At 44.5% G+C, this 25,439-nt stretch carries 15 protein-coding genes, 1 riboswitch and 1 other annotated feature; of the genes, 13 read left to right on the forward strand and 2 right to left on the reverse strand.

The window, feature by feature from the left end; translation table 11 throughout:
- Nucleotides 1–92: 92 nt before the first annotated feature.
- A complete protein-coding gene (locus WKT17_RS10625) occupies nucleotides 93–995 on the forward strand; it encodes a DUF1002 domain-containing protein (RefSeq protein WP_173749642.1) in 903 nt (300 codons plus the stop codon).
- An 89-nt stretch (nucleotides 996–1,084) separates the two neighbouring features.
- Here WKT17_RS10625 and WKT17_RS10630 read toward each other — a convergent pair whose 3' ends face one another.
- Complete coding sequence (locus tag WKT17_RS10630) at nucleotides 1,085–2,143, reverse strand: PTS transporter subunit IIC (protein ID WP_291682481.1); 1,059 nt, start codon at nucleotides 2,141–2,143, stop codon at nucleotides 1,085–1,087.
- On the reverse strand, nucleotides 2,140–2,841 hold the full coding sequence (locus WKT17_RS10635) for a S1 RNA-binding domain-containing protein (RefSeq protein WP_291682479.1): 702 nt from the start codon (nucleotides 2,839–2,841) through the stop codon (nucleotides 2,140–2,142). Before WKT17_RS10635 ends, WKT17_RS10630 begins: the two co-directional genes overlap by 4 nt.
- Before the next feature lie 123 nt (nucleotides 2,842–2,964).
- Between WKT17_RS10635 and WKT17_RS10640 the strand changes: the two genes are divergently transcribed.
- The 12 genes from WKT17_RS10640 (at nucleotide 2,965) to rpoC (ending at nucleotide 25,413) form a co-directional block, all read left to right on the forward strand.
- Nucleotides 2,965–4,623: a putative manganese-dependent inorganic diphosphatase gene (locus WKT17_RS10640; RefSeq protein ID WP_173749645.1), complete on the forward strand. Its 1,659-nt coding sequence runs from the start codon at nucleotides 2,965–2,967 to the stop codon at nucleotides 4,621–4,623.
- Nucleotides 4,624–4,655: 32 nt separating this feature from the next.
- The gene (locus WKT17_RS10645) at nucleotides 4,656–5,249 is read left to right on the forward strand and encodes a flavin reductase family protein (protein WP_291682476.1); all 594 of its coding nucleotides are present in this window, start codon (nucleotides 4,656–4,658) and stop codon (nucleotides 5,247–5,249) included.
- Between the two features lie 6 nt (nucleotides 5,250–5,255).
- Nucleotides 5,256–5,759 (forward strand): shikimate kinase, encoded by a 504-nt coding sequence (locus WKT17_RS10650; protein ID WP_173749647.1) that lies wholly within the window; start codon nucleotides 5,256–5,258, stop codon nucleotides 5,757–5,759.
- A gap of 255 nt (nucleotides 5,760–6,014) precedes the next feature.
- Nucleotides 6,015–7,307: a UDP-N-acetylglucosamine 1-carboxyvinyltransferase gene (locus tag WKT17_RS10655; RefSeq protein ID WP_291682474.1), complete on the forward strand. Its 1,293-nt coding sequence runs from the start codon at nucleotides 6,015–6,017 to the stop codon at nucleotides 7,305–7,307.
- A 66-nt stretch (nucleotides 7,308–7,373) separates the two neighbouring features.
- Nucleotides 7,374–7,472, forward strand: a riboswitch (SAM riboswitch).
- 125 nt (nucleotides 7,473–7,597) lie between these two features.
- Entirely contained in the window at nucleotides 7,598–8,785 is a 1,188-nt protein-coding gene (gene metK / locus WKT17_RS10660; RefSeq protein ID WP_291682473.1) for a methionine adenosyltransferase, read from the forward strand.
- Between the two features lie 241 nt (nucleotides 8,786–9,026).
- A complete protein-coding gene (locus tag WKT17_RS10665) occupies nucleotides 9,027–12,785 on the forward strand; it encodes a polysaccharide lyase 8 family protein (RefSeq protein ID WP_291682470.1) in 3,759 nt (1,252 codons plus the stop codon).
- Nucleotides 12,786–12,791: 6 nt separating this feature from the next.
- Nucleotides 12,792–14,795: a heparinase II/III family protein gene (locus tag WKT17_RS10670; RefSeq protein WP_291682469.1), complete on the forward strand. Its 2,004-nt coding sequence runs from the start codon at nucleotides 12,792–12,794 to the stop codon at nucleotides 14,793–14,795.
- Nucleotides 14,796–14,869: 74 nt separating this feature from the next.
- Nucleotides 14,870–15,012: a sequence feature (ribosomal protein L10 leader region), on the forward strand.
- A 37-nt stretch (nucleotides 15,013–15,049) separates the two neighbouring features.
- Complete coding sequence (gene rplJ, locus WKT17_RS10675) at nucleotides 15,050–15,535, forward strand: 50S ribosomal protein L10 (RefSeq protein WP_173749651.1); 486 nt, start codon at nucleotides 15,050–15,052, stop codon at nucleotides 15,533–15,535.
- Nucleotides 15,536–15,614: 79 nt separating this feature from the next.
- Nucleotides 15,615–15,989, forward strand: a complete 375-nt coding sequence (rplL, locus tag WKT17_RS10680) for a 50S ribosomal protein L7/L12 (protein ID WP_111917888.1) — start codon at nucleotides 15,615–15,617, stop codon at nucleotides 15,987–15,989.
- 194 nt (nucleotides 15,990–16,183) lie between these two features.
- Nucleotides 16,184–17,650: a carbon starvation CstA family protein gene (locus WKT17_RS10685; RefSeq protein ID WP_291682465.1), complete on the forward strand. Its 1,467-nt coding sequence runs from the start codon at nucleotides 16,184–16,186 to the stop codon at nucleotides 17,648–17,650.
- Nucleotides 17,651–17,841: 191 nt separating this feature from the next.
- Nucleotides 17,842–21,693, forward strand: coding sequence for a DNA-directed RNA polymerase subunit beta (gene rpoB / locus WKT17_RS10690; RefSeq protein WP_294542791.1), 3,852 nt, complete (start codon nucleotides 17,842–17,844; stop codon nucleotides 21,691–21,693).
- Between the two features lie 18 nt (nucleotides 21,694–21,711).
- Complete coding sequence (rpoC, locus tag WKT17_RS10695) at nucleotides 21,712–25,413, forward strand: DNA-directed RNA polymerase subunit beta' (RefSeq protein WP_340272739.1); 3,702 nt, start codon at nucleotides 21,712–21,714, stop codon at nucleotides 25,411–25,413.
- Nucleotides 25,414–25,439: the final 26 nt, after the last annotated feature.

A 25,439-nucleotide genomic window follows, 5' to 3' on the forward strand; every position in this document is an offset into this window, starting at 1 on the left:
AAACTTTAGATGTTTCTGCTGCAGGTTTGTGCTATAATGGGGTGGAAATTTAAAACAGAGATTTGAAATTTGATGAAACAGGAGACAGGAATATGAAGAAAAGAGGAATTGCGTTACTGTTGACAGGGCTTATGATAGCAGCTACACCGTTTTCTGCTTATGCAGACAGGGAAGATGCAAAGCTGAATGTACCTTATGTTTCTCTTGGAGCGGATTTGAATGCGAATGAAAGGGCAACGGTGTTGAACCTGCTGGGAGTGACAGAGGATGAATTGAAAAACTATACAGTGGCAACCGTTACCAATCAGGATGAGCATGATTATCTGGATTCTTACCTGGATAAAAGCGTTATCGGTACGCGGGCGCTGTCTTCCGTACTGGTGGAAGGAAAAGAAGAGGGGAATGGTATTAACGTAACAACGAAAAACATTACCTATTGCACTTCCGGCATGTATGAAAATGCATTGGCTACTGCAGGAATTAAGGACGCAGACATTATTGTGGCAGGTCCCTTTAATATTTCCGGTACAGCAGCTTTAGTAGGTGCTATCAAGTCGTATGAGAACATGACGGGAGAGGCTGTGAAGACGGAAAATGTGGAAACTGCTACCAACGAGCTGGTGGTTACCGGAAAAGTGGCAGAAAGTGTAGGAGACACGGATAAGGCTGAGCAGCTTATTGGCGCAGTCAAGGAGCAGGTAGTAGAAGGACACGCAGTTACGGCCGAGGAGATTGGCGAAGTGGTGGACAAGGCGGCTCAGGAAATGAGCATTCAGCTTTCGGAGGAGGACCGTCAGGCCATTGTAAAACTCATGGAGAAGATTGACAATCTGAATCTGGATGTGGATACTTTAAAAGAACAGGCAAAAGATTTGTACGGAAAGATTGAAGACCTGGGACTGAAGCTGGATATTAATAAGGAGCAGGTACAGGGATTTTTCGAGAAAATTATCAGCTTTATCAAAGAATTGTTTTCCGGAAATTCAGAGAACTGATAGAATATAATGTAGAAAGGGACTGCGGTTTCATGCCGCAGTCCTTTTGATTTTCAATATGGATATGGTTTTTATTTCATGTTATCCGTTTACAGTGCCAATGCCATATCCCCATCTTTAATCAGCCGCAGTTTTCTCATGCCCTCTGCGATGCCCAGACTCAGAAGCCCAGGTAGTACGAAATGCAGAAGCACGATTTTTGTCATAACTATGGCGGGTTCTTCCTGCGCGGTCATGGTCTGAAAGGTGGAAATCTGTCCCAGAAGTCCCATAGAACCGGCCCCGGCTCCGGCGGCAGTGTTGCTCATCTTTGCTGCCATAGTGCCCACAGGGCCTAAGATGGCGCTGGAAAGTATGGTGGGAAGCCAGATAAAAGGTCTTTGCATGATTTTGTGAAATTCCAGAAAAGGAGTTCCAAGCCCCAGCGAGCACAGACCGCCCACTCCGTTTTCTCTGTATCCAGCAACGGCAAATCCAACCATACTGCAGCAGCAGCCAATGGTAGCGGCTCCTGCAGCCAGACCGGTGAGGTTAAGGGATACGGCAAGCGCTACGGAGTTTAGAGGCAGCGTAATAAAAATGCCCATAAGCACAGACACTGTGATGCCCATAAGGAGCGGTTTCTGCTGAGAGGCCCAATTCATGGCTTCTCCCAGATACTGCAGAAGATGGGTAATGGGAATTCCCGCCCAGATACCTACAAGGGAACCGCCTAAGATTCCGGCAACAGGAGCCAGAATCAAATCTGCCCTGGTTTTTCCCTCTATAAGCCGTACCAGTTCAATGGCAGTAAATGCGGCAAAAAAAGCCCCCAGAGGCTCTGCTTTTCCTGAAAGGGGCAAGGTTCCCTCTGTTGTAAAAAGCGCCCCGGAAGCAAATTCTTCGGCAAAAGCGCCTACAGTTCCTGCGATTGCCGCACAAATAGCTGCCAGGGAACTTTCTCCCAGACGGGTGGCAATACCAATGCCGATTCCCGCGCCGGTGAGGGATACGGCAAGCTGTCCCAGATGAAGAAGAAGGGCAGCCATTTGCCCTTCCAGAAGTCCTGCAGTCTGCTGCAGAACGGTTCCCAGTACCAGCGTCACAAACAGACCGCAGGCCATACCACTGGAACCTTCAATAAAGAAACGATTTAATAGTTTTCTCATAATTTCAGATTTTTAAACAGAGAACCCAAAGAGGTGGAAATTTCCTCGCTTTCCGGCAGTTCATAATCCGGTTCTTCCTCTTTTTCTTCCAGAATCTCTATCAGAGCCTTCATGCTCAGGCTGATTTTGCCGTCTTCGTTTTTGATGACTTTCGCTGTCACGGTATCCCCTATGTTTAAAACGGCTTTGGGGGATTTGATTCTCTTATCAGAAATCTGGGAAATATGTACCAGACCGGAGAGTCCGTCTCCCAAATCAATAAATGCACCGTAAGTCTGCAGAGAATCTACTTTTCCTTCTACAATGCTTCCCACTTTAATATCATTGATTTTATCCAGTTTTTCAGCGTCTGCCTTTTCCTGTAAGATTTCTTTGGCGGACAGAATCAGGCGGTTTTCTTGTTCGTCTGCTTCAAATACTCTTACCATCAGTGTCTTTTTCAGATAGTCTTCCGGATTTTCTACATAGTGCAGAGCCAGCTTGGAAACCGGAATAAAAGCCCGGATACCTTCCACATAGGCAATGACGCCGCCCTTTACAATGCCTTCTACTGTGACTTCAAATTCTGTTTTATCTTCCTGCATCTGCACCAGTTTGTCCCAGATGAGCATATCGTCATCCCGGAAATTGGAGAAAGACGCGTTGATTTCCTCCATGAAATCTTCCATCGTTTCCTGTTTCTTTGTTTCTTCTGACATGTTTGTACCTCCCAATTTTCGATTTGCGTCCAGTATAACACAATTGCCATTGATTTAGAAGTGTGTTACTATAAAATCATCAATTATCGCATTTCATGCTGGAAAACCTGAAAGGAAAAGGATATGGCGAAACAGGGGAAAATATACATTATAGGACACAAAAATCCGGATACGGACTCTATCTGTTCGGCAATTGCTTATGCAGATATCAAAAACAGAGTGAACAACGGATGTAAATATTCTGCAAAGCGTGCAGGACAGATAAATGAAGAAACCGAGTATGTTCTGAAAAAGTTTGGCGTGGAGGCGCCGGGATATCTTTCGGATGTGGGAACCCAGGTGAAGGACATGGAAATTCGGGAAACGCCGGGGGTTCCCAACAATATTTCGATTAAAGACGCCTGGGCCATTATGAAAGAGAGCAGCGCCGTAACACTTCCTATTACCAAGGAGGACGGACAGTTAGAGGGGCTGATTACCACGGGGGATATTGCAAAATCCTACATGGACGCCCATGACAATTATTTTCTGTCTAATGCCAGAACCCAATACAGAAGCATTGCCAACACTGTGGAGGGTACTGTGGTGACAGGAAACTCCCACGGCTACTTTGTAAAGGGGAAAGTGGTTATCGGTGCGGCACATCCGGACAAGCTGGGAGAATTTCTGGAAGAAGACGATTTGGTCATTTTAGGAGACCGCCATGAAGACCATTTGTGTGCCATTGAGCAGAATGTGAGCTGCATTATTGTGTGTAATCATGCGGAGGTAGCAGAGGATATTAAAATGGCGGCAGAGAAGAATCAGTGTGTGGTGATTCAGTCTGCCCTTGATACCTTTACGGTAGCCCGGCTGATCAATCAGAGTATTCCGGTGAAACACATTATGAAAAAGGAAAATCTCATTACCTTTCAGACGGATGATTTTACAGACCATATTCGGGATATCATGGTAAAGAACCGGCACAGGGCCTTTCCGGTGGTAAATAAGCACGGGAAGTATATCGGAACGGTTTCCCGCCGTAATTTGTTGGGAATGAAGAAGAAGCAGTTGATTCTGGTTGACCATAATGAGAAAACTCAGGCTGTAGACAACATTGACGCAGCTGAGGTGTTGGAAATTATAGACCACCACAGACTGGGCTCTCTGGAAACTCTGCAGCCCATTATGTTCCGTAACCAGCCGGTGGGCTGTACAGCCACCATTATGTATCAGATGTATACGGAAAAGGCGCTGGAAATCAGTCCGGCTATTGCGGGTCTTCTGTGCTCGGCTATTATTTCAGATACGCTGATGTTCCGCTCTCCTACCTGTACTTCTTCTGATAAAATGGCGGCAGGTGCGCTGGCGCTCATTGCAGGTATTAATATCGAAGAACACGCAAAGGAAATGTTTACGGCAGGCAGCAATCTGAAGGGGAAGACCACAGAGGTTATATTCTATCAGGATTTCAAGCGTTTCACTTCTGACAAGGTGAATTTCGGCGTGGGACAGATAAGTTCCATGAATGCAGAGGAACTGGAGGATTTGAAGCAGCGGCTGATTCCTTTTATGCAGCATGAATGTGGGAAAAACGGAATTTCCATGGTATTCTTTATGCTGACGAATATTTTAGAAGAATCTTCAGAAGTCATCTGTTACGGAGAGGGAAGCTGCCGTCTGGTGGAGGAATCTTTTGGCGTAAAGGAAGCGCAGGGCGGCTATGTACTGCAGGGAGTGGTTTCCAGGAAGAAACAGCTGATTCCTGCATTTATCGGAACCCTGCAGCAGAATAATAATTAAGAAACAGAATCAGGAAAGCGAAGGAGATTTGTATGGCGAAAGCAGAGTGGAGACCCGGAAACATGCTGTATCCGCTGCCGGTGGTAATGGTCAGTGTGGCAGATGAGGAAGGGCATGACAATATTATTACGGTAGCATGGGCTGGAACGGTGTGTACCAATCCGCCAATGGTATCTATTTCCGTAAGACCGGAGCGATATTCTTATAAAATGCTTATGGATACCAGAGAATTTGTAATTAACCTGACAACGGAAAAGCTGGCTTTTGCCACGGATTACTGCGGTGTGAAATCGGGCCGGGATGTGGATAAGTTTAAAGAACTGCGTCTGACCAGAGAAAAGGCAAGCCATGTAGGGGTGCCCATGATTGGGGAATCTCCCGTGTCCATTGAGTGCCGGGTAAGAGAGATTCAAGAATACGGAAGCCACAGTGTCTTTACTGCAGATGTACTGGCTGTGCATGTGGATACGGCTTATATGGACGAGAAGGGGAAGTTTGATTTGGCTTCGGCAAATCCTATTGTATATTCTCATGGAGAATATTATGGACTTGGGAAAAAGCTGGGGACTTTCGGATACAGCATTAAGAAGAAACGGAAGAAGAAACAGCCGAGAAAGAAGGGGTAAACAGCCATGGAAAAGCAGAATGTAGTATTAATTGGAATGCCGGGTGTGGGAAAAAGCACCGTGGGTGTCATTCTGGCAAAAGTGCTGGGATATGAGTTTGTGGATTCAGACCTTCTGATTCAGAAAGCAGAGAAAAGACTGCTGCGCGAAATTATCGCCGACGAGGGACAGGACGGATTTCTGAAAATTGAAAACCGGGTGAACGCCTCTATTGAAACGGAAAAAGCAGTGATTGCCACAGGTGGAAGCGTTGCCTACTGCACAGAGGCCATGGAGCATCTGCGGGAAATTGGTACAGTGGTGTATTTAAAGCTGGACTATGAAATCCTCAGACAGAGACTGGGAAATCTCAAAGGAAGAGGTGTGGTTCTCAGAGACGGACAGACGCTGAAAGACCTGTATGATGAGAGAACGCCTCTGTATGAAAAATACGCAGATATTGTTGTTGATGAGAAAAATCTGAATATAGAAGAGACTTTACAGAAAATTATAGAGAAACTGAAAAAATAATAGAGAATATCGAAAGAGAAAACATGTGTACCCGCTGAAAATGTTAATTTTTATTTACAAATGGGCTTATCTGTTATAATATAATGGGTAAGCCATAAAATAATAATAGGATATTTTGAAAGACAGACTTTGATTCGGATATGGCTTTTTATATAGAATTCAGAAAATAATTTAGAAAATGTCAATACTGCAGAAAAGCAGTGAATATAGATTGAGACAAGGCCATTGTTGCCTGGGAAAATAAGAGGTGCGTATATGGAACAGTATGTTATCAAAGGTGGAAATCCGTTAGTCGGCGAAGTAGAGATTGGCGGTGCAAAGAATGCAGCACTTGCCATTTTGGCAGCGGCGATTATGACAGATGAAACGGTACACATTGAGAACTTACCGGATGTTCGAGATATTAATGTTTTATTGGAAGCAATCAGAGAAATTGGTGCAACCGTTGACCGTATCAGTCCTACAGAGGTGAAAATTGCAGGGGTGACTATCGGAAATATCAGCGTGGAGTATGAGTATATTAAGAAAATCAGAGCGTCCTATTATCTTTTGGGGGCTCTTTTAGGCAAGTATAAAAGTGCGGAAGTTCCGCTTCCGGGAGGCTGTAATATCGGCAGTCGTCCTATTGACCAGCATTTAAAGGGATTTCGGGCCCTGGGGGCGTCTGTGGATATTATTCACGGAGCTGTTGTGGCAAAGGCAGACCATCTGACCGGAAAGCATATTTTCCTGGATATGGTGTCTGTAGGCGCTACCATTAATATTATGATGGCAGCAGCTATGGCAGAGGGAAATACAACCATTGAAAATGCGGCCAGAGAGCCTCATGTGGTGGATGTTGCCAACTTCTTAAACAGCATGGGAGCCAACATCAAAGGTGCGGGAACAGATGTTATCCGTATTCAGGGTGTGGAAAAACTTCACGGAACCACATATTCCATCATTCCTGACCAGATTGAGGCAGGTACTTTCATGTGTGCGGCAGCCGCTACCATGGGAGATGTTATGGTAAAAAATGTCATTCCTAAGCATTTGGAAGCCACCACCGCAAAGTTGGAGGAAATCGGATGTCAGGTGGAAGAGTTTGATGACGCCGTGCGTGTAGTGGCTAATAAGCGTCTGAAACGCACGAATGTAAAAACCATGCCGTATCCCGGCTATCCTACGGACATGCAGCCACAGTTTGCGGTAGCTCTGGTACTGGCCGAAGGGACAAGCATTGTAACGGAGAGTATTTTTGAGAATCGTTTCAAATATGCGGACGAACTGGCAAGAATGGGTGCCAATATTAAGGTGGAAGGCAATACCGCCATCATTGACGGTGTGCAGAAGCTTACCGGTGCCAGAGTCAGTGCGCCTGATTTGCGTGCGGGAGCAGCCCTTGTTATTGCAGGACTGGCTTCTGAAGGCATTACCATTGTAGATGATATTGTGTATATCCAGAGAGGGTATGAACGGTTTGAGGAAAAACTGAGAAGTCTGGGCGCAGAGATTGAGAAGGTGTCCAGCGAAAAGGAACTGAAGAAGTTTCAGCTGCGGGTAGGATAAAAATAACACTTGACGAAAGCCTGTAAAAAGGTTATTGTAATATTTGCAACTGAATATTTATATTTTCTCTTATTCAGAGTGATGGAGTTACATAGGAACTGTGAAGTCACGGCAACCCCGCTATGCGGAAGGTGCCAACCTGAGCGAGTAGTCGAACAATAAGAGGATTCATATTATGAAAGATACATGAGTCCGCTTAGGTGGGCTCATTTTTTATGCGGAAATGTGTTCTGAATGAAGAACCACCGGGCAGGAGAAAATATACAGACAAAGAAAAGGAGAACTAAGACATGGAAAAAAGATTGTTTACATCTGAATCAGTAACGGAAGGCCATCCGGATAAAATGTGCGACGCCATTTCCGATGCCATTTTGGACGCGCTTATGGAAAAAGACCCTATGAGTCGTGTGGCTTGTGAAACAACAACGACCACAGGTATGGTTATGGTTATGGGTGAAATCACCACCAACGCGTATGTAGATATTCCGAAAATCGTAAGAGATACGGTTCGCGAAATCGGATACACAAGAGCAAAATATGGATTTGATGCAGATACCTGCGGCGTTATTACTACTATTGACGAGCAGTCTGCAGATATTGCATTGGGCGTGGACAAGGCTCTGGAAGCTAAAGAAAATAAAATGTCTGAGGAAGAGCTGGACGCTATCGGTGCAGGTGACCAGGGTATGATGTTTGGTTTTGCTACAGATGAAACCGAAGAATATATGCCATATCCGATTGCTTTGGCCCACAGACTGGCTTTACAGCTTACAAAGGTTCGTAAAGACGGTACTCTGACTTATTTAAGACCGGACGGAAAGACACAGGTTACCGTAGAGTATGATGAAAATGACAAACCGGTACGTCTGGATGCAGTAGTGCTTTCTACACAGCATGACCCGGAAGTAAGCCAGGAACAGATTCATGAAGATATTAAGAAACACGTTTTTGATGTGATTCTGCCAAAGGAAATGGTAGACGAGAATACAAAATTCTTTATCAATCCTACTGGACGTTTCGTAATCGGCGGCCCTCACGGAGACAGTGGTTTGACCGGACGTAAAATTATTGTAGATACTTACGGCGGATATGCACGTCACGGCGGCGGTGCATTTTCCGGTAAGGACTGCACAAAGGTAGACCGTTCTGCAGCATACGCAGCCCGCTATGTAGCAAAGAACATTGTGGCAGCAGGTCTGGCAAAGAAATGTGAAATCCAGCTTTCTTATGCCATTGGTGTGGCTCATCCTACTTCCGTTATGGTGGATACATTCGGAACAGGGAAACTTTCTGATAACCGTCTGGTAGAAATCATTCGTGAAAACTTTGATTTAAGACCGGCAGGTATTATCAAAATGCTCGACCTTCGCCGTCCGATTTACAAGCAGACAGCAGCTTACGGACATTTCGGAAGAAACGATTTGAACCTGCCATGGGAAAAACTGGATAAAGTGGAAGCATTGAAAAAGTATTTATAATTTTATATTAAGAAACGGGAAATACTTAATAAAATTTCATAGTGAAGACAGAGAAAGGTTTCTTTACCGATAGGTAAGGGAACCTTTTGCTTTAGAAAAATAATAGAATATTAAAAAAATAATAGAAAAAATAGAGCAACCTATAGATAGTAATAGAGAAATCTAAATATTGTATTTATAAAAGAAGGGGGGAATGGTAACTTAAAAGAATAAAAAGAAGGGTTTTCAAAAAGGAGGAACCATGAAAACAGGTAAAAGAAAAACACAAAAGTATATGAGTGCCATACTGATTGCGGCAATGAGCATGAGTCATGTAACAGGGGTATGGGCAGAGCCGGTAAATACGCAGGAAATTGCAGAAGAAAAGGCGCTGTCGGAAGAGGAAGGCAAAAAGCAAGAAGAGGCACTGCCGGAAGAAGGAGAAAAATTGGAAGAAGAGGTTCTGCAGGAAGACGAAGAGGAAAAGACAGAAGAAGGTGCAGCTGCAGAGTCTGTGCCAGGCGTTGAGGAACAGAAAGAGGAAACTTTGGAAATGGAAGTGCCGGTGGAAAATGAGAAAATTACAGTTGTCAGGGGTGAAAGTCTCCAACTGGAAAAACCGGAGAGTTTTTCTGAAAATGTTACATGGAGTGCAAAATTCTTAAAGAAGGACGGGGGATTTTTGAGAAATGCGGGTTATTCAAAAATTAAGAGAGAGTTAAAAGAAGGGGAAACGGACGGAAACCGTATGGCAGGAGATGCCAGTGCAGAGCATTTGTTAAAAATTACTGCAGATGAGGGTGGAAATGCAGTAATTACCGGAGAAAATAAAGGGAATGTCGTGGTTGTGGCACAGGATGACCAGGGAAAGACAGCGCAGTGGAAGGTAGAAATCCTGTATCAGTCTCCTTCTGTATTGCCGTCTGCGGCAGAGGAAGGCTATGGGAAAATCCGTCAGGCGTGGAAAGAATCTTTAATCGGTAAGGAGTTGTCTCTGGAAGAAGGCGGAGCAGAGGTTTTAGAGGAGATTAACCAGGAGGCAGAAACTATCTGGAATTCTTATGCTTATAAGGGGCAGGAGGAGTGCAGCGGTATTCCGTGGACAGAAGATGAGGGCGCAAAGGGGAATAAAAATATTCCATACAAAGATGATGCGGTGGAATTTCGTCCTTCCTTTAAGAAAGTACTTTCCATGTGTAAAGCCTATGCCGCAGAGGGAGGAAAGCTGTATCAGAATCAGGATATGCTGAAAGATGTCACAAAGATACTGGATTTTCTGTGCGGTTCCTGCTATACACCCAAAAGCCAGACCGATAACTGGTGGACCTGGGAGATTGGGATTCCGAAAGACTTGATTCCGGCGTTGGTCCTGGTTTACGACGGGCTGACAGAGGAACAGGTTATGGCATATACAGAATCTCTTTATTTCTTTCAGCCAGACCCATTTCATGAAGGGGTAATTAACACGGCCAGTACTCATGGCCAGGGATATCGGGAGGCTCAGGGGGCTAATATTATTGACTGCTCCACAACAGCGGTAGGCCTTGGCGCATTAAGAAAGGATAATGAACTGGTGTATTTGGGAATGCTGGCCTCATCTGAAACCTTTGTTATTCAGAATGTAGAAGACAGCACCCAGATAGCAGGGAATGGATACAGCAGCGGTTTTTATCCGGATGGTTCTTATCTGGACCACATAAAAGTACCATATTTAGGGGCTTATGGAATTGAATTCATGAAGGGAGGAGCTAAAATACCCTCTCTGCTTGCCGGCACACCCTGGAAGTATCCGGAACAGGTTCAGGAAAATTTGGAGAGTTATATAGTAGAAAGTTTTGGCAATGGCATGTACAGAGGAATGATGTTGGATTGCCTGAAGGGGCGTTCTGTGTCCAGACCTGCAAGCAGCAATAAGGCAGCGGGACGTGAGGCGATGACGGTTATTCTTCAGATTGCAGATTCTTTCAGCGGAGAAGCTAAGAATACTACACTTTCTTCCTTGAAATACTGGATGGAAGAGGATGAAGGATTTGTGGACAGTCTTACAGGTGCGGAAAACATGGCAATAAAAAAGAAAGCCAAGGAAATTTTAGAAGATAGCTCCATTCAAAGCCAGGTGACGCCAATACATAAATCCTATCCGCTCATGGACCGTGCTGTTCACAGAACAGAGAATTACTTATTTGCCCTGTCCATGTACTCAGAGCGTATTCAGAATACGGAAATTATGAACGACGAAAATCGTTTTGGATGGCATCAGAATAACGGTATGACTTATATTTATGATGCAGATGAACAGTATACAGAAAACTACTGGAATACAGTAAATCCGTTAAGGCTGCCGGGAACTACCGTGGTTCCTGTGAATATCGGAACGGGAAAGCCGGATGGCTCTGGATTTGCACAGGGCGGGGACTTCTGTTCCAACGAAAGCTGGGTGGGAGGAACTTCCCTTGGCAATTATGGTATCAGTGGTATGGCGTTTTCCGGAGAAACACAGGGAATTGCAGGAGATGCTCCGGTTTCTTATGCTCCTGAGTTAAAGGGCAAGAAGTCGTGGCTCATGTTTGGGGATGAGATTGTTTGTCTGGGTGCAGGAATTACGAATAAAAATATGGAACTTCCTGTGGAAACAACTATTGAAAACAAAAAACTGAAGGAAGATGGAAGTAATCGTTTGCTTGTAAATGGAGAGGAAACGGATATTCCGGTCAAAGAAGCGAATGTAAAAGAACTTGTTGAACGCAGTGCAGATGCGTCAGGTACAAGCTTTGATAAGGTAAGCTGGGCACATTTAGAGGGGAATCAGTCGGCGGGAACAGGATATTATTTTCCGGAGGAAAATACAGAAATTCAGGTTCGTCGGGGACGGACAACAGGAAACTGGAAGGATATAGGAACCTTTGAAGGAGAGAGCACAGAGAATTATCTGGAAATGTGGGTTGACCATGGGCAGAATCCAGAAAATGCCGCTTACAGCTACGTGCTGCTGCCGGAAACAAGCGTTGAGGAAACAGAGCGTTATGCAAAAGCACCGAAAATAACGGTGTTGGAAAACAGCGGTGAAGTGCAGGCTGTCCGTCACCAGGAACTGGGGATTACAGGAATAAATTTCTGGCAGGAGCAGGGAGGAAGTGTAGAAGGAATAACAAGCGATAAACCCGCTTCGGTTATGCTGCAGGAAACAGGCGGCGGAACATTGAAAATTTCTGTTTCTGACCCTACCATGAAGAATACAGAGGCTATTCGGATTACTGTTAACAAAGAAATAGCAGACAGCATCCAAATGGACGAAAATGTAACTTGCGAGAAGAAAGAAGGCGGGGTTGTCTTGACCTTCCACATGGCCGGAACAAATGGTGAGGCATGTATGGCAGAACTTCGGCTTTCGTCTCCTGCGGTACCGGAAACACCAGAAACACCGGAAACACCAGAAACACCGGAAACGCCAGAAACACCAGAAACACCAGAAGGACCGGAAAGCCAGGGAAAAGTCACATTGCTGAATGAAAAACATGGTATTCAATTAACAGGGGAGGGTTTAACCTCTGATATGCAGTTGTCTGTAAAAGCATTGGATAAAAAGCATGCAGACGTAAAGCTTATGGAGAAGGAGCTTTCCTCTAAGGAACAGCTGAGTAATCCTATTGAAATTCAGCTTTTAAAGGATGGAAAAGAGATTGCCCTTCCTCATAAAGCAGAACTTCAGCTTCCTGTGGGAGAGAGATACAATGGAAAAGAGGTTGCAGTGCTTTCCTGTGACAATCCAAAGGTGCAGAAGTTCCAAGTTAAAGTAAAGGATGGGCGTGCTTTGATAGAAGTGGAAACTTTAAACAGTTTTGGTGTGGTATTTGATAAAGCGTTTTCTGCAAGTGCAGATAATATAAAACCAGATAAGATAAAGCCGAATAAGGTAAAAACAGGAGATGAGACACCGTTTGCCGTATGGTCTGCTATGTTTATAGCGGGAGGCACACTGTTTATCGTGTTTAAGAGAAAAATTTCTGAAACAAAGGAATAGAGTGTTATGAATAAGAAAACATATTTTGAAAGACAGAAAAACAGATATAAAGAAGGGGAATTTCGCTGGTGTACGCAAACGGTCCTGCAGCAGCACAAGGAGAACTGCCGACAGATTATGCGCATTGCGGATGAGGCGGTTCGCTTGGAATTTCTCTTTGATTTGCCATGGGATATGGAGCGCACTTATAAAATTGAGAAATTTCAGTATCCTATTGATTGGACTTATATGCCCACAGATGATTCGGAATTTATCTATCAGATGAACCGGCATAGATATTTCATTTGCCTCGGACAGGCTTATGCTATGACAGGAAATGAAAAATATGCAGAAGCCTTTGTACGCATCCTGAGGGATTGGATTGAGCATGTGCCTCTGAATCAAGAGAGCAAAAAGGTCACATGGAGAGAGATTGAGGCGGGGATCCGGGGAGAGAACTGGACGAAAAGTATTTTATATTTCGAGAACAGTTCTTTGGTAGACGATGATTTTATGGAGTTGTTTACAAAGAGCCTGGAAGAGCATGGAGAATATCTTTTTAACGCGAAAAGGGGATTTCAGATATCCAGCAACTGGGGTGTTCTTGAAAATCACGGTCTGCTTTTTATAGGGCTTGCTTTGGGAAAAGAAATTTATACAGAAACAGCGCTGAAGCGTTTGGAACAGGAAGTTCAAATTCAGATTTTTTCGGACGGCGTACACTGGGAGCAGTCCTGTATGTACCATAATGAAGTGCTTCACTGCGTCTTAGAGACTATCCATATGTTGCAGGCTTGGGGCAGAAAGATTCCTGAGAAAATAACAGAAGCAGCCAGACGTATGGCTATGGTGAATGTGGCATGGAAAAAGCCGGACGGCTGCCAGCCCCTTACAGGAGACAGCGATGAGACGAATGTAGAGGATATGCTGGCGGTATCTGCTATTCTGCTTGCAAAAGAGGGAAAGAAGGAGGCGGAAGTGTTAAAAGGCTGTGCCGGACAGTACCCGGATTATGAAAGCATATGGGATTTGCGCAGAGAGGGAGCTGAAATTTATGAGAGAATTTTAGGGCGTGTGCCCCAGCAGACAAACTTTATGCTGGAAGAAAGCGGAAACTATTATGTGCGAAATAACTGGGAACGTAACGGAGAATATCTGCACTTTAGAAACGGCTGCCTGGGAGGCGGACACGGACATAATGACAAGCTGCATATAGATGTAGTCAGTGAGGGTGAGGATGTGTTGGTCGATGCGGGAAGGTATCAGTACACTTATCATGAGAAAAATCGTATCTGGCTGAAAAGTGCGTATGCGCACAATACGCTGTTGGTGGACAATAAGGATTTTATGGAATATACCGATGCATGGGGGAGTGAGTATGCCGCGCCGGAATTGAGGATTTCGCCAATACAAAAGGCAGGGTATCTGGTATTGGAAGGGGCGCATACCGGTTATCTGCAAAAGGGGGTACAGGTGCTTTTAAAGAGAATGGTTGTGGTGTTGGAGCCGGGGGTATATGTTCTGGCAGATATGGCATACACCAGCGAAAAGCACACCTACAGCAGGCTTTTCCATTTTAATAATCAGGGAAATCTTGTTTGCGAAGATAACAGAATTGTATACAATGGGACAAGGGCAAAAATGGAGCTGGTATTTCCGCAGGAAAACATTTCTTTTCACAGAATAGAAAGCAAAATTTCCCGTCATTATAATTTGTGTGAAAAAAATGAGGCGGTAAGTGCAGAGGCGCAGGGGGAAGGGCAGACAGCCATGTTTGCGGTGCTGGCAGGAAAGCAGATGCAGCCGGTTCAGGTGAGTATGCGGTCGGTTTATAATCCGGTAAGAAACTGTGCGCTGAAAGAAGAATATGCTCAGGGTCTGTATATTCGTACGGATAATCACGAGTATCGGCTTATATTTAGATATAAGGACTTAACCGGTCCTCATGACTTGCTTCAAATGGATTCCTGCATGGGGATAGGACGTCTTTTGATAAGTGCAGACGGGGAAAATACCATCAGTTTCGCATGAGATATAAAAAGTGAAAGTTGTTTTACTGTAGAAAAGTAAAAAAACCGTTGACAAATTATTGTTTTTGTGATAATTTATCAGAGGAATAGCTGCCGAAGACAGCAGGTGCCGTAAGGCATAAGGATAAAAACGCCTGCCGAGGAAAGATTCATTCTTGATTCATAAGATTGATTTTGAGCCTCTTTGTCTTGTGCAAAGAGGCTTTCTTAATTTTGAGCAGCGCAGCCTAAAAAAATAAGGAGGTGCACTAATTCATGGCAAAAGTAGAACTTAAAAAACCTGTCGTAGAAGAAATTTCCAACAGCATTAAAGATGCAGCAGCTGTAGTTTTAGTAAACTACAAAGGTATCAATGTTGAGCAGGATACACAGATGCGTAAGGAATTAAGAGAAGCTGGAGTTGTTTACAAAGTTTACAAAAACACAATGATGAACTTTGCATTCAAAGGAACAGCTTGCGAAGAATTATGCCAGCATTTAGAAGGAACAAACGCTTTAGCTGTATGTACAGAAGATGCAACAGCTCCTGCAAGAATCCTTGCTAAATACGCAAAAACAGTTCCGACACTGGAATTAGTAGCAGGTGTTGTAGAAGACGCTTACTACGATAAGGCAGGAATCGAAGCACTTTCCCAGGTTCCTTCAAGAGAAGAACTTCTTGGAAAATTGCTTGGAAGTATCCAGTCTCCTATCGCAAACTTCGCTCGTGTGCTTAATCAGATTGCTGAACAGCAGGCCTAATAAGCAGTTTCAGTGAAGTGACCGCCCAAAGGGGCAGACCAAATAATATAATGAATGAAAAAATTGGAGGTAAATTATAATGGCAAAATTAACAACAGCTGAATTTATTGAAGCTATCAAAGAATTATCCGTATTAGAATTAAACGAATTAGTAAAAGCTTGTGAAGAAGAATTTGGTGTATCTGCAGCAGCAGGTGTTGTAGTTGCAGCAGCAGGCGGAGCAGCAGAAGCAGCAGAAGAAAAAGATGAGTTCGACGTAGAATTAACAGAAGTTGGACCAAACAAAGTTAAAGTTATCAAAATCGTTCGTGAAGCTACAGGCTTAGGCTTAAAAGAAGCTAAAGAAGTAGTTGACGGAGCTCCTAAGGTTCTGAAAGAAGCTGCATCTAAAGCAGAAGCTGAAGAAATCAAAACAAAACTGGAAGCAGAAGGCGCTAAAGTTACTCTTAAATAATTTTAACGTTCAGAGCATTTCTGGAAAATCAAAACTGCCGCATACGGTGATGAAAGTCATCGATGCGGCAGTTTTTTGTTGAATTGAATAAAATTTTATAAATAATTTCGTCATTTTTCCTGCGATAAAAACTTTACAAATTAACGCTTTAATACTATACTGTAATAAAAAAGAGAAAAGAGGGTGGAAAGATAATGATTACGTTTATCATTGGTCTTGTGATTTTGTTTGTAGGTGCAGCGTTATATGGAAGATTCTGCGAAAAGGTTTTTGGACCGGATGACAGAAAGACTCCGGCTTATACCAAGCAGGATGGTATTGATTATGTGCCTATGAAAAAGTGGAAAAACAGTCTTATTAACCTGCTGAATATTGCAGGTACAGGTCCAATTCTGGGTCCTATCCAGGGGATTTTGTTTGGCCCCATTGCCTTTATTACGATTCCTATCGGAAATATTATCGGAGGAGCTATGCACGATTACTTTTCCGGTATGATTTGTCTGCGGGACGGTGGAACACAGATGCCGGATATGATACGGAAGTACAGCAATAAGGGTGTTTATGGAGTCTATCAGGTTTTTTGCAGTTTACTGCTTCTACTGGTGGGTGCGGTGTTTGTTTACACGCCGGGAGACATAGCCGCGACGCAGGTCTTTGGATTTGACGGTGCAGCAACTTCAGTTTCTACCTGGGTAATCTATGGGATGATTTTTGCTTATTATCTTATTGCAACGGTATTTCCTATCGACGCTATTATCGGAAGGATTTATCCGGTTTTCGGTGCAGTGCTTCTGTTTTCAGCTATTGGTGTGTTTATAGGGCTTTTTGTGCAGGGATATCCGCTGGTAGAACTTTGGGATAACTGGAATGGTCCGTTGGTTGCTTACGGAGATTACTTTGGGGAAAATCATTTTATTCCGGTATTTTTCATTACAGTGGCTTGCGGTATTTTGTCTGGATTTCACTCTACACAGACGGCGATTATTTCCCGTACTGTCAAAAGTGAAAAAGAAGGACGTATGACTTTCTATAACATGATGATTGTGGAAGGATTTATTGCTATGGTTTGGGCTGCTGGAGCTATGGGAGTTTACAATCTGGGACTTCAGAGCGCAGATCCGGCTCTGGCTACGGCAACCATTGGTGTGGTTTGTAAGAATTTGCTGGGTTCTGTGGGCGGTATTATAGCACTTGTTGGAGTTATTGTACTTCCCATTACGTCAGGAGATACGGCGCTTCGTTCACTGCGGTTGGCTATTGCGGATACGTTCCGTATTGATCAGACTTCGACAAAGAAACGTTTGGCGCTGTCGGCGGTTATCTTTTCGCTGGTGGCAGCGATTCTGGTATTTGCTAAAATGAATGCAAATGGCTTTAATGTTTTGTGGCGTTATTTCGCCTGGTCGAATCAGGCCCTTTCGTTGTTTGCGTTTTTGGCAATATCTATCTGGATGTTTGAACATAAAAAAGAAAAATTTGTGTGGATGCCTTTGATACCGGGTGCCTGGTATGCTTTTGTTACAATTACCTATATAGCGAATGCTAAGATTGGGTTTAATATTCCATGGACAGGCGCTTATATCGTTGGTGTATGTGCGGCAGTGGCTTATGTGGGTGTGATACTTTGGTATGGCAAGAATAGGGCAGCAGCTGTGAAATAGATTTTGAGAGAACCTTTGCGGAGGTTCTCTTTTGTGTCGGGAAAAAATATTATTTTAGGAAAATCTATTGACACTCTTGACAAAGCATGATATAGTGAGAAATGCACTATTATGGCAAGTTATGCCTAGGAGTCTATCAAAAAGAGACTTCAGCATTAATTAAATTAAAACATACAAGGGGTGAAACGTCAATGGAGAAAAACAGAATCCGTTCCGTAACTAATGGTAAGGCAATGAGAATGTCATACCAGCGCCAGAAAGAGGTACTGGAAATGCCAAACCTCATCGAGGTTCAGAAAGATTCTTACCAGTGGTTTCTGGACGAAGGCTTAAATGAGGTTTTTGAAGACATCTCTCCAATCGCAGACTATAGCGGTAAATTGAGCTTGGAATTTGTTGGCTTTACTTTGTGTGAAGATGAAAAGAAATATTCCATCGAGCAGTGTAAGGAAAGAGATGCAACATATGCAGCGCCTTTGAAAGTAAAGGTGAGATTACACAACAAAGAAAACGGCGAAATTGCTACACATGAGATTTTCATGGGTGATTTGCCACTAATGACAGCAACCGGTACGTTTGTTATTAACGGTGCTGAACGTGTTATCGTCAGCCAGTTAGTACGTTCACCGGGTATTTATTATGCAATCGCACACGATAAACTGGGAAAAACCCTGTATTCCTCTACTGTTATCCCCAACAGGGGCGCATGGCTGGAATATGAAACCGACTCCAATGACGTATTCTATGTGCGTGTAGACAGAACCAGAAAAGTCCCTATTACAGTTTTGATTCGTGCTCTTGGTATTGGCACGAATGCGGAAATTATCGATTTATTCGGTGAAGAACCAAAGATTTTAGCCAGCTTTACAAAGGATACTTCCGAAAACTATCAGGAAGGTCTGCTGGAATTATACAAAAAGATTCGCCCGGGTGAACCGCTGGCTGTGGAAAGTGCAGAGAGCCTGATTACAAGCATGTTCTTTGACCCGCGGCGCTATGACCTGGCAAAAGTGGGACGTTACAAATTTAATAAGAAATTACTCCTTCGTAATCGTATTGCAGGGCAGATGCTTGCTGAAGAGGTCGTGGATGTAACAACAGGCGAGATTATCGCAGAAGCCGGAACCGTTGTAACAAAGGAACTGGCTGACCAGATTCAGAACGCTGCTGTTCCATATGTATGGATTCAGGGCGAAGAGCGCAACATCAAAGTACTTTCCAGCATGGCGGTAGATATCAGAAGTCATGTGGATTTAAGCGAGGAAGAACTGAAAGAGCTGGGTGTTACAGAATTCGTATACTATCCGGTACTTGCAAAGATTCTGGAAGAAAATGAAGAAACGGAAGATATCAAAGACGCAATCAGGAGAGACATTCATGAATTGATTCCGAAGCACATTACAAAGGAAGATATTCTGGCGTCTATCAACTACAACATGCATCTGGAATACGGTCTTGGAACCGATGATGATATCGACCACTTAGGAAACAGACGTATCAGAGCTGTAGGTGAACTGTTGCAGAACCAGTACAGAATCGGTCTTTCCAGACTGGAAAGAGTGGTTCGTGAAAGAATGACCACCCAGGATTTAGATGGTATTTCACCGCAGTCCCTGATTAATATCAAACCGGTAACTGCAGCAGTGAAAGAATTCTTCGGTTCTTCTCAGCTGTCCCAGTTCATGGATCAGAACAACCCTCTGGGTGAGCTGACACATAAGAGACGTCTTTCCGCACTTGGACCTGGCGGTCTGTCCCGAGACAGAGCCGGATTCGAGGTACGAGATGTCCACTACTCCCATTACGGAAGAATGTGTCCTATTGAGACCCCTGAAGGTCCGAACATCGGTCTGATTAACTCTCTGGCTTCTTATGCGAGAATCAATGAGTATGGTTTCGTAGAAGCGCCTTACAGAAAGATTGATAAGACAGATAAGAAAAATCCTCGTGTTACAGATGAAGTTATCTATATGACAGCAGATGAAGAGGATAATTACCATGTAGCACAGGCGAATGAGCCGCTGGACGAAGAAGGACATTTCATTCATAAGAATGTATCCGGTCGTTACAGAGAAGAAACACAGGAATACGAACGCCAGATGTTCGATTATATGGACGTATCCCCGAAGATGGTGTTCTCAGTGGCTACAGCTTTGATTCCGTTCCTGCAGAACGACGACGCCAACCGTGCGCTCATGGGTTCCAACATGCAGCGTCAGGCCGTGCCGCTTCTGACGACAGACGCGCCGGTAGTTGGTACTGGTATGGAATCAAAAACAGCAGTGGACTCCGGTGTTTGTGTGCTTGCGGATAAAGCAGGTACTGTAGAGTGTGCTGCGTCAAAAGAAATTACTATTAAAAATGATGACGGTACAAAATCCGTTTATCATCTGACAAAATTCATGAGAAGTAACCAGAGTAACTGCTACAACCAGAGACCGATTGTGTTTAAGGGTGAGCATGTAGAAGCAGGACAGGTTATTGCAGACGGTCCTTCTACTTCTAACGGAGAACTGGCACTTGGTAAGAACCCGTTGATTGGATTCATGACCTGGGAAGGTTACAACTACGAGGATGCCGTTCTTCTGAGCGAAAGACTGGTTATGGATGATGTATATACATCTATTCATATTGAAGAATATGAAGCGGAAGCAAGAGATACCAAGCTGGGACCGGAAGAAATTACAAGAGATGTTCCTGGTGTGGGTGACGATGCATTAAAAGATTTGGACGAAAGAGGTATTATCCGTATCGGTGCGGAAGTTCGTGCCGGAGATATTCTGGTTGGTAAGGTAACTCCAAAGGGAGAGACAGAACTGACTGCAGAAGAAAGACTGCTTCGTGCTATCTTTGGTGAGAAAGCAAGAGAAGTGCGTGATACTTCCCTGAAAGTGCCGCATGGTGAATACGGTATTGTCGTAGACGCAAAAGTGTTTACAAGAGAAAACGGCGACGAGTTGTCACCGGGTGTAAACCAGGCTGTCCGCATCTACATCGCACAGAAGAGAAAAATCTCTGTTGGTGATAAGATGGCCGGTCGTCACGGTAACAAGGGTGTTGTCTCCCGTGTACTTCCTGTAGAAGATATGCCGTTCCTGCCAAATGGACGTCCGCTGGACATCGTACTGAATCCTCTGGGCGTGCCTTCCCGTATGAACATCGGACAGGTGCTGGAAATCCACTTGAGTCTTGCTGCGAAAGCACTTGGCTTCAATATTGCGACACCGGTATTTGACGGTGCAAACGAAAATGATATTCAGGACACACTGGAGCTTGCAAATGATTATGTAAATACAGAAGATTTTGAAGAGTTCCGTGCAAAATATGAAGATACATTAAGACCGGAAGTTATGCAGTTCCTGGACGAAAACAAGGCTCACAGAGAGCTTTGGAAGGGCGTTCCGCTTTCCAGAGACGGAAAAGTAAGACTGCGAGATGGACGTACCGGTGAATATTTTGACAGTCCGGTAACCATCGGACACATGCACTACCTGAAACTGCATCACCTGGTAGACGATAAGATTCATGCACGTTCCACTGGTCCATACTCCCTGGTAACACAGCAGCCGCTGGGTGGTAAAGCTCAGTTCGGCGGACAGCGTTTCGGAGAGATGGAGGTTTGGGCTCTGGAGGCTTACGGTGCATCTTATACTCTGCAGGAAATCCTGACAGTAAAATCCGATGATGTTATCGGTCGTGTGAAAACTTACGAAGCAATTATTAAAGGCGACAATATTCCGAAACCGGGTGTTCCGGAATCCTTCAAGGTACTTCTGAAAGAATTGCAGTCCCTGGGTCTTGACGTCAGAGTTCTGGGCGAAGACATGCAGGAAGTGGAAATCATGGAAAACGTAGATTACGGCGATACAGACATGCGTTCCATTATCGAAGGCGATTCCAGAGGAAGAGAAGAAGAGGACTACGGCAGCCACGGATTCTCCAAACAGGAGTTTGAAGGAGAAGAACTGGTAGATGTTGAAGAAGAAGCTGATGAAGACGACGTATTCTTAGGCTTTGATGAAGATGCTCTTGACGAAGAGTAAGGAGGAAAGGAGTCCACAATGCCAGAAACAGCAAAGAATGAGGTATATAAGCCAATGACCTTTGATGCCATTAAAATCGGACTGGCATCCCCGGAGAAAATCCGGGAATGGTCTCATGGTGAGGTGAAAAAACCGGAAACCATTAACTACAGAACACTGAAACCGGAAAAGGACGGCCTTTTCTGCGAAAGAATCTTCGGACCAAGCAAGGATTGGGAGTGTCACTGTGGTAAGTATAAGAAGATTCGTTATAAAGGCGTAATCTGTGACAGATGTGGTGTTGAAGTGACAAAAGCATCTGTCCGCAGAGAGCGTATGGGACATATTGAACTGGCAGCGCCGGTTTCCCATATCTGGTATTTCAAGGGTATTCCTTCCAGAATGGGTCTGATTCTTGACCTGTCCCCAAGAACTTTGGAAAAAGTTCTTTATTTTGCTAACTACATTGTACTGGATGCAGGAACTACAGACCTGCAGTACAAACAGGTTCTGACGGAGAGAGAATATCAGGACGCCAGAGAAAAATACGGCGAAGAATTCCGCGTGGGCATGGGTGCAGAAGCGATTCAGGAACTTCTGGCAGCTATCGACCTGGAAAGAGAATCCAAAGAGCTGAAAGCGGGCTTAAAGGATTCGACAGGCCAGAAACGTGCCCGTATTGTAAAACGTCTGGAAGTTGTAGAAGCTTTCCGTGAATCCGGAAACAGACCGGACTGGATGATTATGACTGTTGTTCCGGTAATTCCGCCGGATTTACGTCCTATGGTACAGCTGGACGGCGGACGTTTTGCAACCTCTGACTTAAATGATTTGTACAGAAGAATTATCAATAGAAACAACCGTCTGAAAAGACTGTTGGAACTGGGCGCACCGGATATTATTGTCCGCAACGAGAAGAGAATGCTGCAGGAAGCTGTGGACGCTCTTATCGACAATGGACGCCGCGGCCGTCCGGTTACAGGTCCTGGAAACAGAGCGCTGAAATCCCTTTCCGATATGCTGAAAGGTAAATCAGGACGTTTCCGTCAGAACCTGCTTGGTAAACGTGTTGACTACTCAGGACGTTCCGTTATCGTCGTAGGACCGGAACTGAAAATTTTCCAGTGTGGTCTTCCGAAAGAAATGGCTATCGAGCTGTTTAAGCCGTTCGTAATGAAAGAACTGGTATCTAACGGTACTGCCCACAACATCAAGAATGCAAAGAAGATGGTAGAAAAGCTGGAGCCGGCTGTATGGGACGTACTGGAAGATGTTATTAAAGAGCATCCGGTTATGTTAAACCGTGCACCTACTCTGCACAGACTTGGTATTCAGGCCTTTGAACCGATTCTGGTAGAGGGTAAGGCAATTAAGCTGCACCCATTGGTTTGTACTGCGTTCAACGCGGACTTCGATGGTGACCAGATGGCGGTTCACCTTCCATTGTCTGTAGAAGCTCAGGCAGAGTGCCGTTTCCTTCTGCTTTCACCGAATAACCTGCTGAAACCGTCTGATGGTGGTCCGGTAGCCGTTCCTTCACAGGATATGGTTCTTGGTATTTACTATCTGACACAGGAAAGACCGGGAAGCAAGGGCGAAGGCAAGATATTCAAGAGTGTAAACGAAGCTATTCTGGCTTATGAAAACCAGGCCATTACTCTGCAGACCAAGATTTTTGTATATGCAGAGAAGAAAATGGCTGATGGAAGCATTTTAAGAGGAAAGGTGCCGTCCACACTGGGACGTCTTCTGTTCAACGAAATTCTTCCTCAGGATTTAGGCTTTGTTGACAGAACTGTACCGGGCAATGAATTGCTTCCGGAAGTGGATTTCCTGGTAGGAAAGAAACAGTTAAAACAGATTCTGGAAAAAGTTATCAATACTCACGGCGCAACCAAGACGGCAGAAGTTTTGGATGCAATTAAAGCTATGGGTTACAAATATTCTACAAGAGCGGCTATGACGGTATCTATTTCCGATATGACCGTGCCGCCTCAGAAACCGGAAATGATTAAACAGGCACAGGATACCGTTGACCTGATTACCAAGAACTTCAAACGTGGTCTGATTACAGAAGAAGAGCGTTACAAAGAAGTTGTAGATACATGGAAAAAGACGGACGATGCCCTGACAAAAGCGCTGCTTACCGGACTGGACAAGTACAACAACATCTTCATGATGGCTGACTCCGGTGCCCGTGGTTCTGATAAGCAGATTAAACAGCTGGCAGGTATGCGTGGTTTGATGGCCGATACAACTGGTCACACCATCGAGTTGCCTATTAAATCAAACTTCCGTGAAGGTCTGGACGTACTGGAATACTTCATGTCTGCCCATGGTGCTCGTAAAGGTCTGTCCGATACAGCGCTTCGTACCGCCGACTCCGGTTACCTGACAAGACGTCTGGTTGACGTTTCTCAGGAACTGATTGTCCGCGATGTGGACTGCTGTGAAGGTACAGGAGAAATTCCGGGTATGTGGATTAAAGCCTTTGCAGACGGAAAAGAAGAAATCGAAAGTCTTCAGGAACGTATTACAGGACGTTTCTCCTGCGAGACAATCAAAGATAAAGATGGAAATGTTATCGTAAAAGCAAACCATATGATTACACCGAAACGTGCTGCAAGAGTGGTAAAAGACGGTGTAAACGCAGAAGGCAAGCCATACGATACTGTAAAAATCCGTACGATTCTTACCTGTAAATGTAAGATTGGTGTCTGCGCAAAATGTTACGGTGCCAACATGGCTACAGGTGAGCCGGTACAGGTTGGTGAATCTGTTGGTATCATTGCAGCGCAGTCCATCGGTGAACCTGGTACACAGCTTACCATGCGTACTTTCCATACCGGTGGTGTGGCCGGCGGAGATATCACACAGGGTCTTCCTCGTGTCGAAGAGCTTTTCGAGGCAAGAAAGCCGAAAGGTCTTGCCATTATCACGGAAATCAAGGGTGTTGCGACACTCAAAGATACCAAGAAGAAGCGTGAGATTATTGTTACAGACAATGAAAGCGGTGAATCCAAGACTTACCTGATTCCATACGGCTCCCGTATTAAAGTACAGGATGGCGATTATCTGGAAGCAGGTGACGAACTGACAGAAGGTTCTGTAAATCCGCATGATATCCTGAGAATTAAGGGTGTTCGTGCTGTACAGGATTACATGATTCGCGAAGTACAGCGAGTTTACCGTCTGCAGGGTGTAGAAATCAACGATAAGCATATCGAAGTGATTGTTCGCCAGATGTTGAAGAAAATCCGTATCGAGAATAATGGAGATACAGAATTCCTTCCGGGTACTCTGGTAGACGTTTTAGACTTCGAGGAGGAAAATGGAAAACTTATTGCAGAGGGCAAAGAGCCGGCAGAAGGCCAGCAGGTTATGCTGGGTATCACAAAGGCTTCTCTGGCAACCAACTCCTTCTTATCAGCCGCTTCCTTCCAGGAAACTACAAAGGTTCTTACAGAAGCAGCTATCAAAGGTAAGATTGACCCGCTTATCGGTCTGAAAGAAAACGTTCTTATCGGTAAATTGATTCCGGCTGGTACAGGTATGAAGACTTATGCCAACATTAAGCTGGATACAGACGGAGACGACGAAGAAGAATTTGAAGACGACTTAGATGAGACAGAAGAAGAATTACTGGAAACTGCAGAGGATTCTGAAGACGCAGAAGGGGAAGAAGTAGAAGAAATGGAACTTTCTGAAGAGGAAGAAGAAGCAGAATTAACAGAAGAATAAAAACAGAAGCACGGAAAATTCCGAAA

This window comes from Blautia sp. HCN-20427 (genome assembly GCF_037890365.1).
GTDB lineage: Bacteria > Bacillota > Clostridia > Lachnospirales > Lachnospiraceae > Blautia.

What these genes read in the sequence shown, in the direction of transcription:
- WKT17_RS10645 (WP_291682476.1), top strand. Translation starts at nt 4,656, where the DNA reads ATGGCGAAAGCAGAGTGGAGACCCGGAAACATGCTGTATCCGCTGCCG.
- rplL (WP_111917888.1), top strand. Translation starts at nt 15,615, where the DNA reads ATGGCAAAATTAACAACAGCTGAATTTATTGAAGCTATCAAAGAATTA.
- WKT17_RS10640 (WP_173749645.1), top strand. Translation starts at nt 2,965, where the DNA reads ATGGCGAAACAGGGGAAAATATACATTATAGGACACAAAAATCCGGAT.
- WKT17_RS10655 (WP_291682474.1), top strand. Translation starts at nt 6,015, where the DNA reads ATGGAACAGTATGTTATCAAAGGTGGAAATCCGTTAGTCGGCGAAGTA.
- rpoB (WP_294542791.1), top strand. Translation starts at nt 17,842, where the DNA reads ATGGAGAAAAACAGAATCCGTTCCGTAACTAATGGTAAGGCAATGAGA.
- WKT17_RS10665 (WP_291682470.1), top strand. Translation starts at nt 9,027, where the DNA reads ATGAAAACAGGTAAAAGAAAAACACAAAAGTATATGAGTGCCATACTG.
- WKT17_RS10635 (WP_291682479.1), bottom strand. Translation starts at nt 2,841, where the DNA reads ATGTCAGAAGAAACAAAGAAACAGGAAACGATGGAAGATTTCATGGAG.
- rplJ (WP_173749651.1), top strand. Translation starts at nt 15,050, where the DNA reads ATGGCAAAAGTAGAACTTAAAAAACCTGTCGTAGAAGAAATTTCCAAC.
- rpoC (WP_340272739.1), top strand. Translation starts at nt 21,712, where the DNA reads ATGCCAGAAACAGCAAAGAATGAGGTATATAAGCCAATGACCTTTGAT.
- metK (WP_291682473.1), top strand. Translation starts at nt 7,598, where the DNA reads ATGGAAAAAAGATTGTTTACATCTGAATCAGTAACGGAAGGCCATCCG.
- WKT17_RS10685 (WP_291682465.1), top strand. Translation starts at nt 16,184, where the DNA reads ATGATTACGTTTATCATTGGTCTTGTGATTTTGTTTGTAGGTGCAGCG.
- WKT17_RS10670 (WP_291682469.1), top strand. Translation starts at nt 12,792, where the DNA reads ATGAATAAGAAAACATATTTTGAAAGACAGAAAAACAGATATAAAGAA.
- WKT17_RS10625 (WP_173749642.1), top strand. Translation starts at nt 93, where the DNA reads ATGAAGAAAAGAGGAATTGCGTTACTGTTGACAGGGCTTATGATAGCA.
- WKT17_RS10650 (WP_173749647.1), top strand. Translation starts at nt 5,256, where the DNA reads ATGGAAAAGCAGAATGTAGTATTAATTGGAATGCCGGGTGTGGGAAAA.
- WKT17_RS10630 (WP_291682481.1), bottom strand. Translation starts at nt 2,143, where the DNA reads ATGAGAAAACTATTAAATCGTTTCTTTATTGAAGGTTCCAGTGGTATG.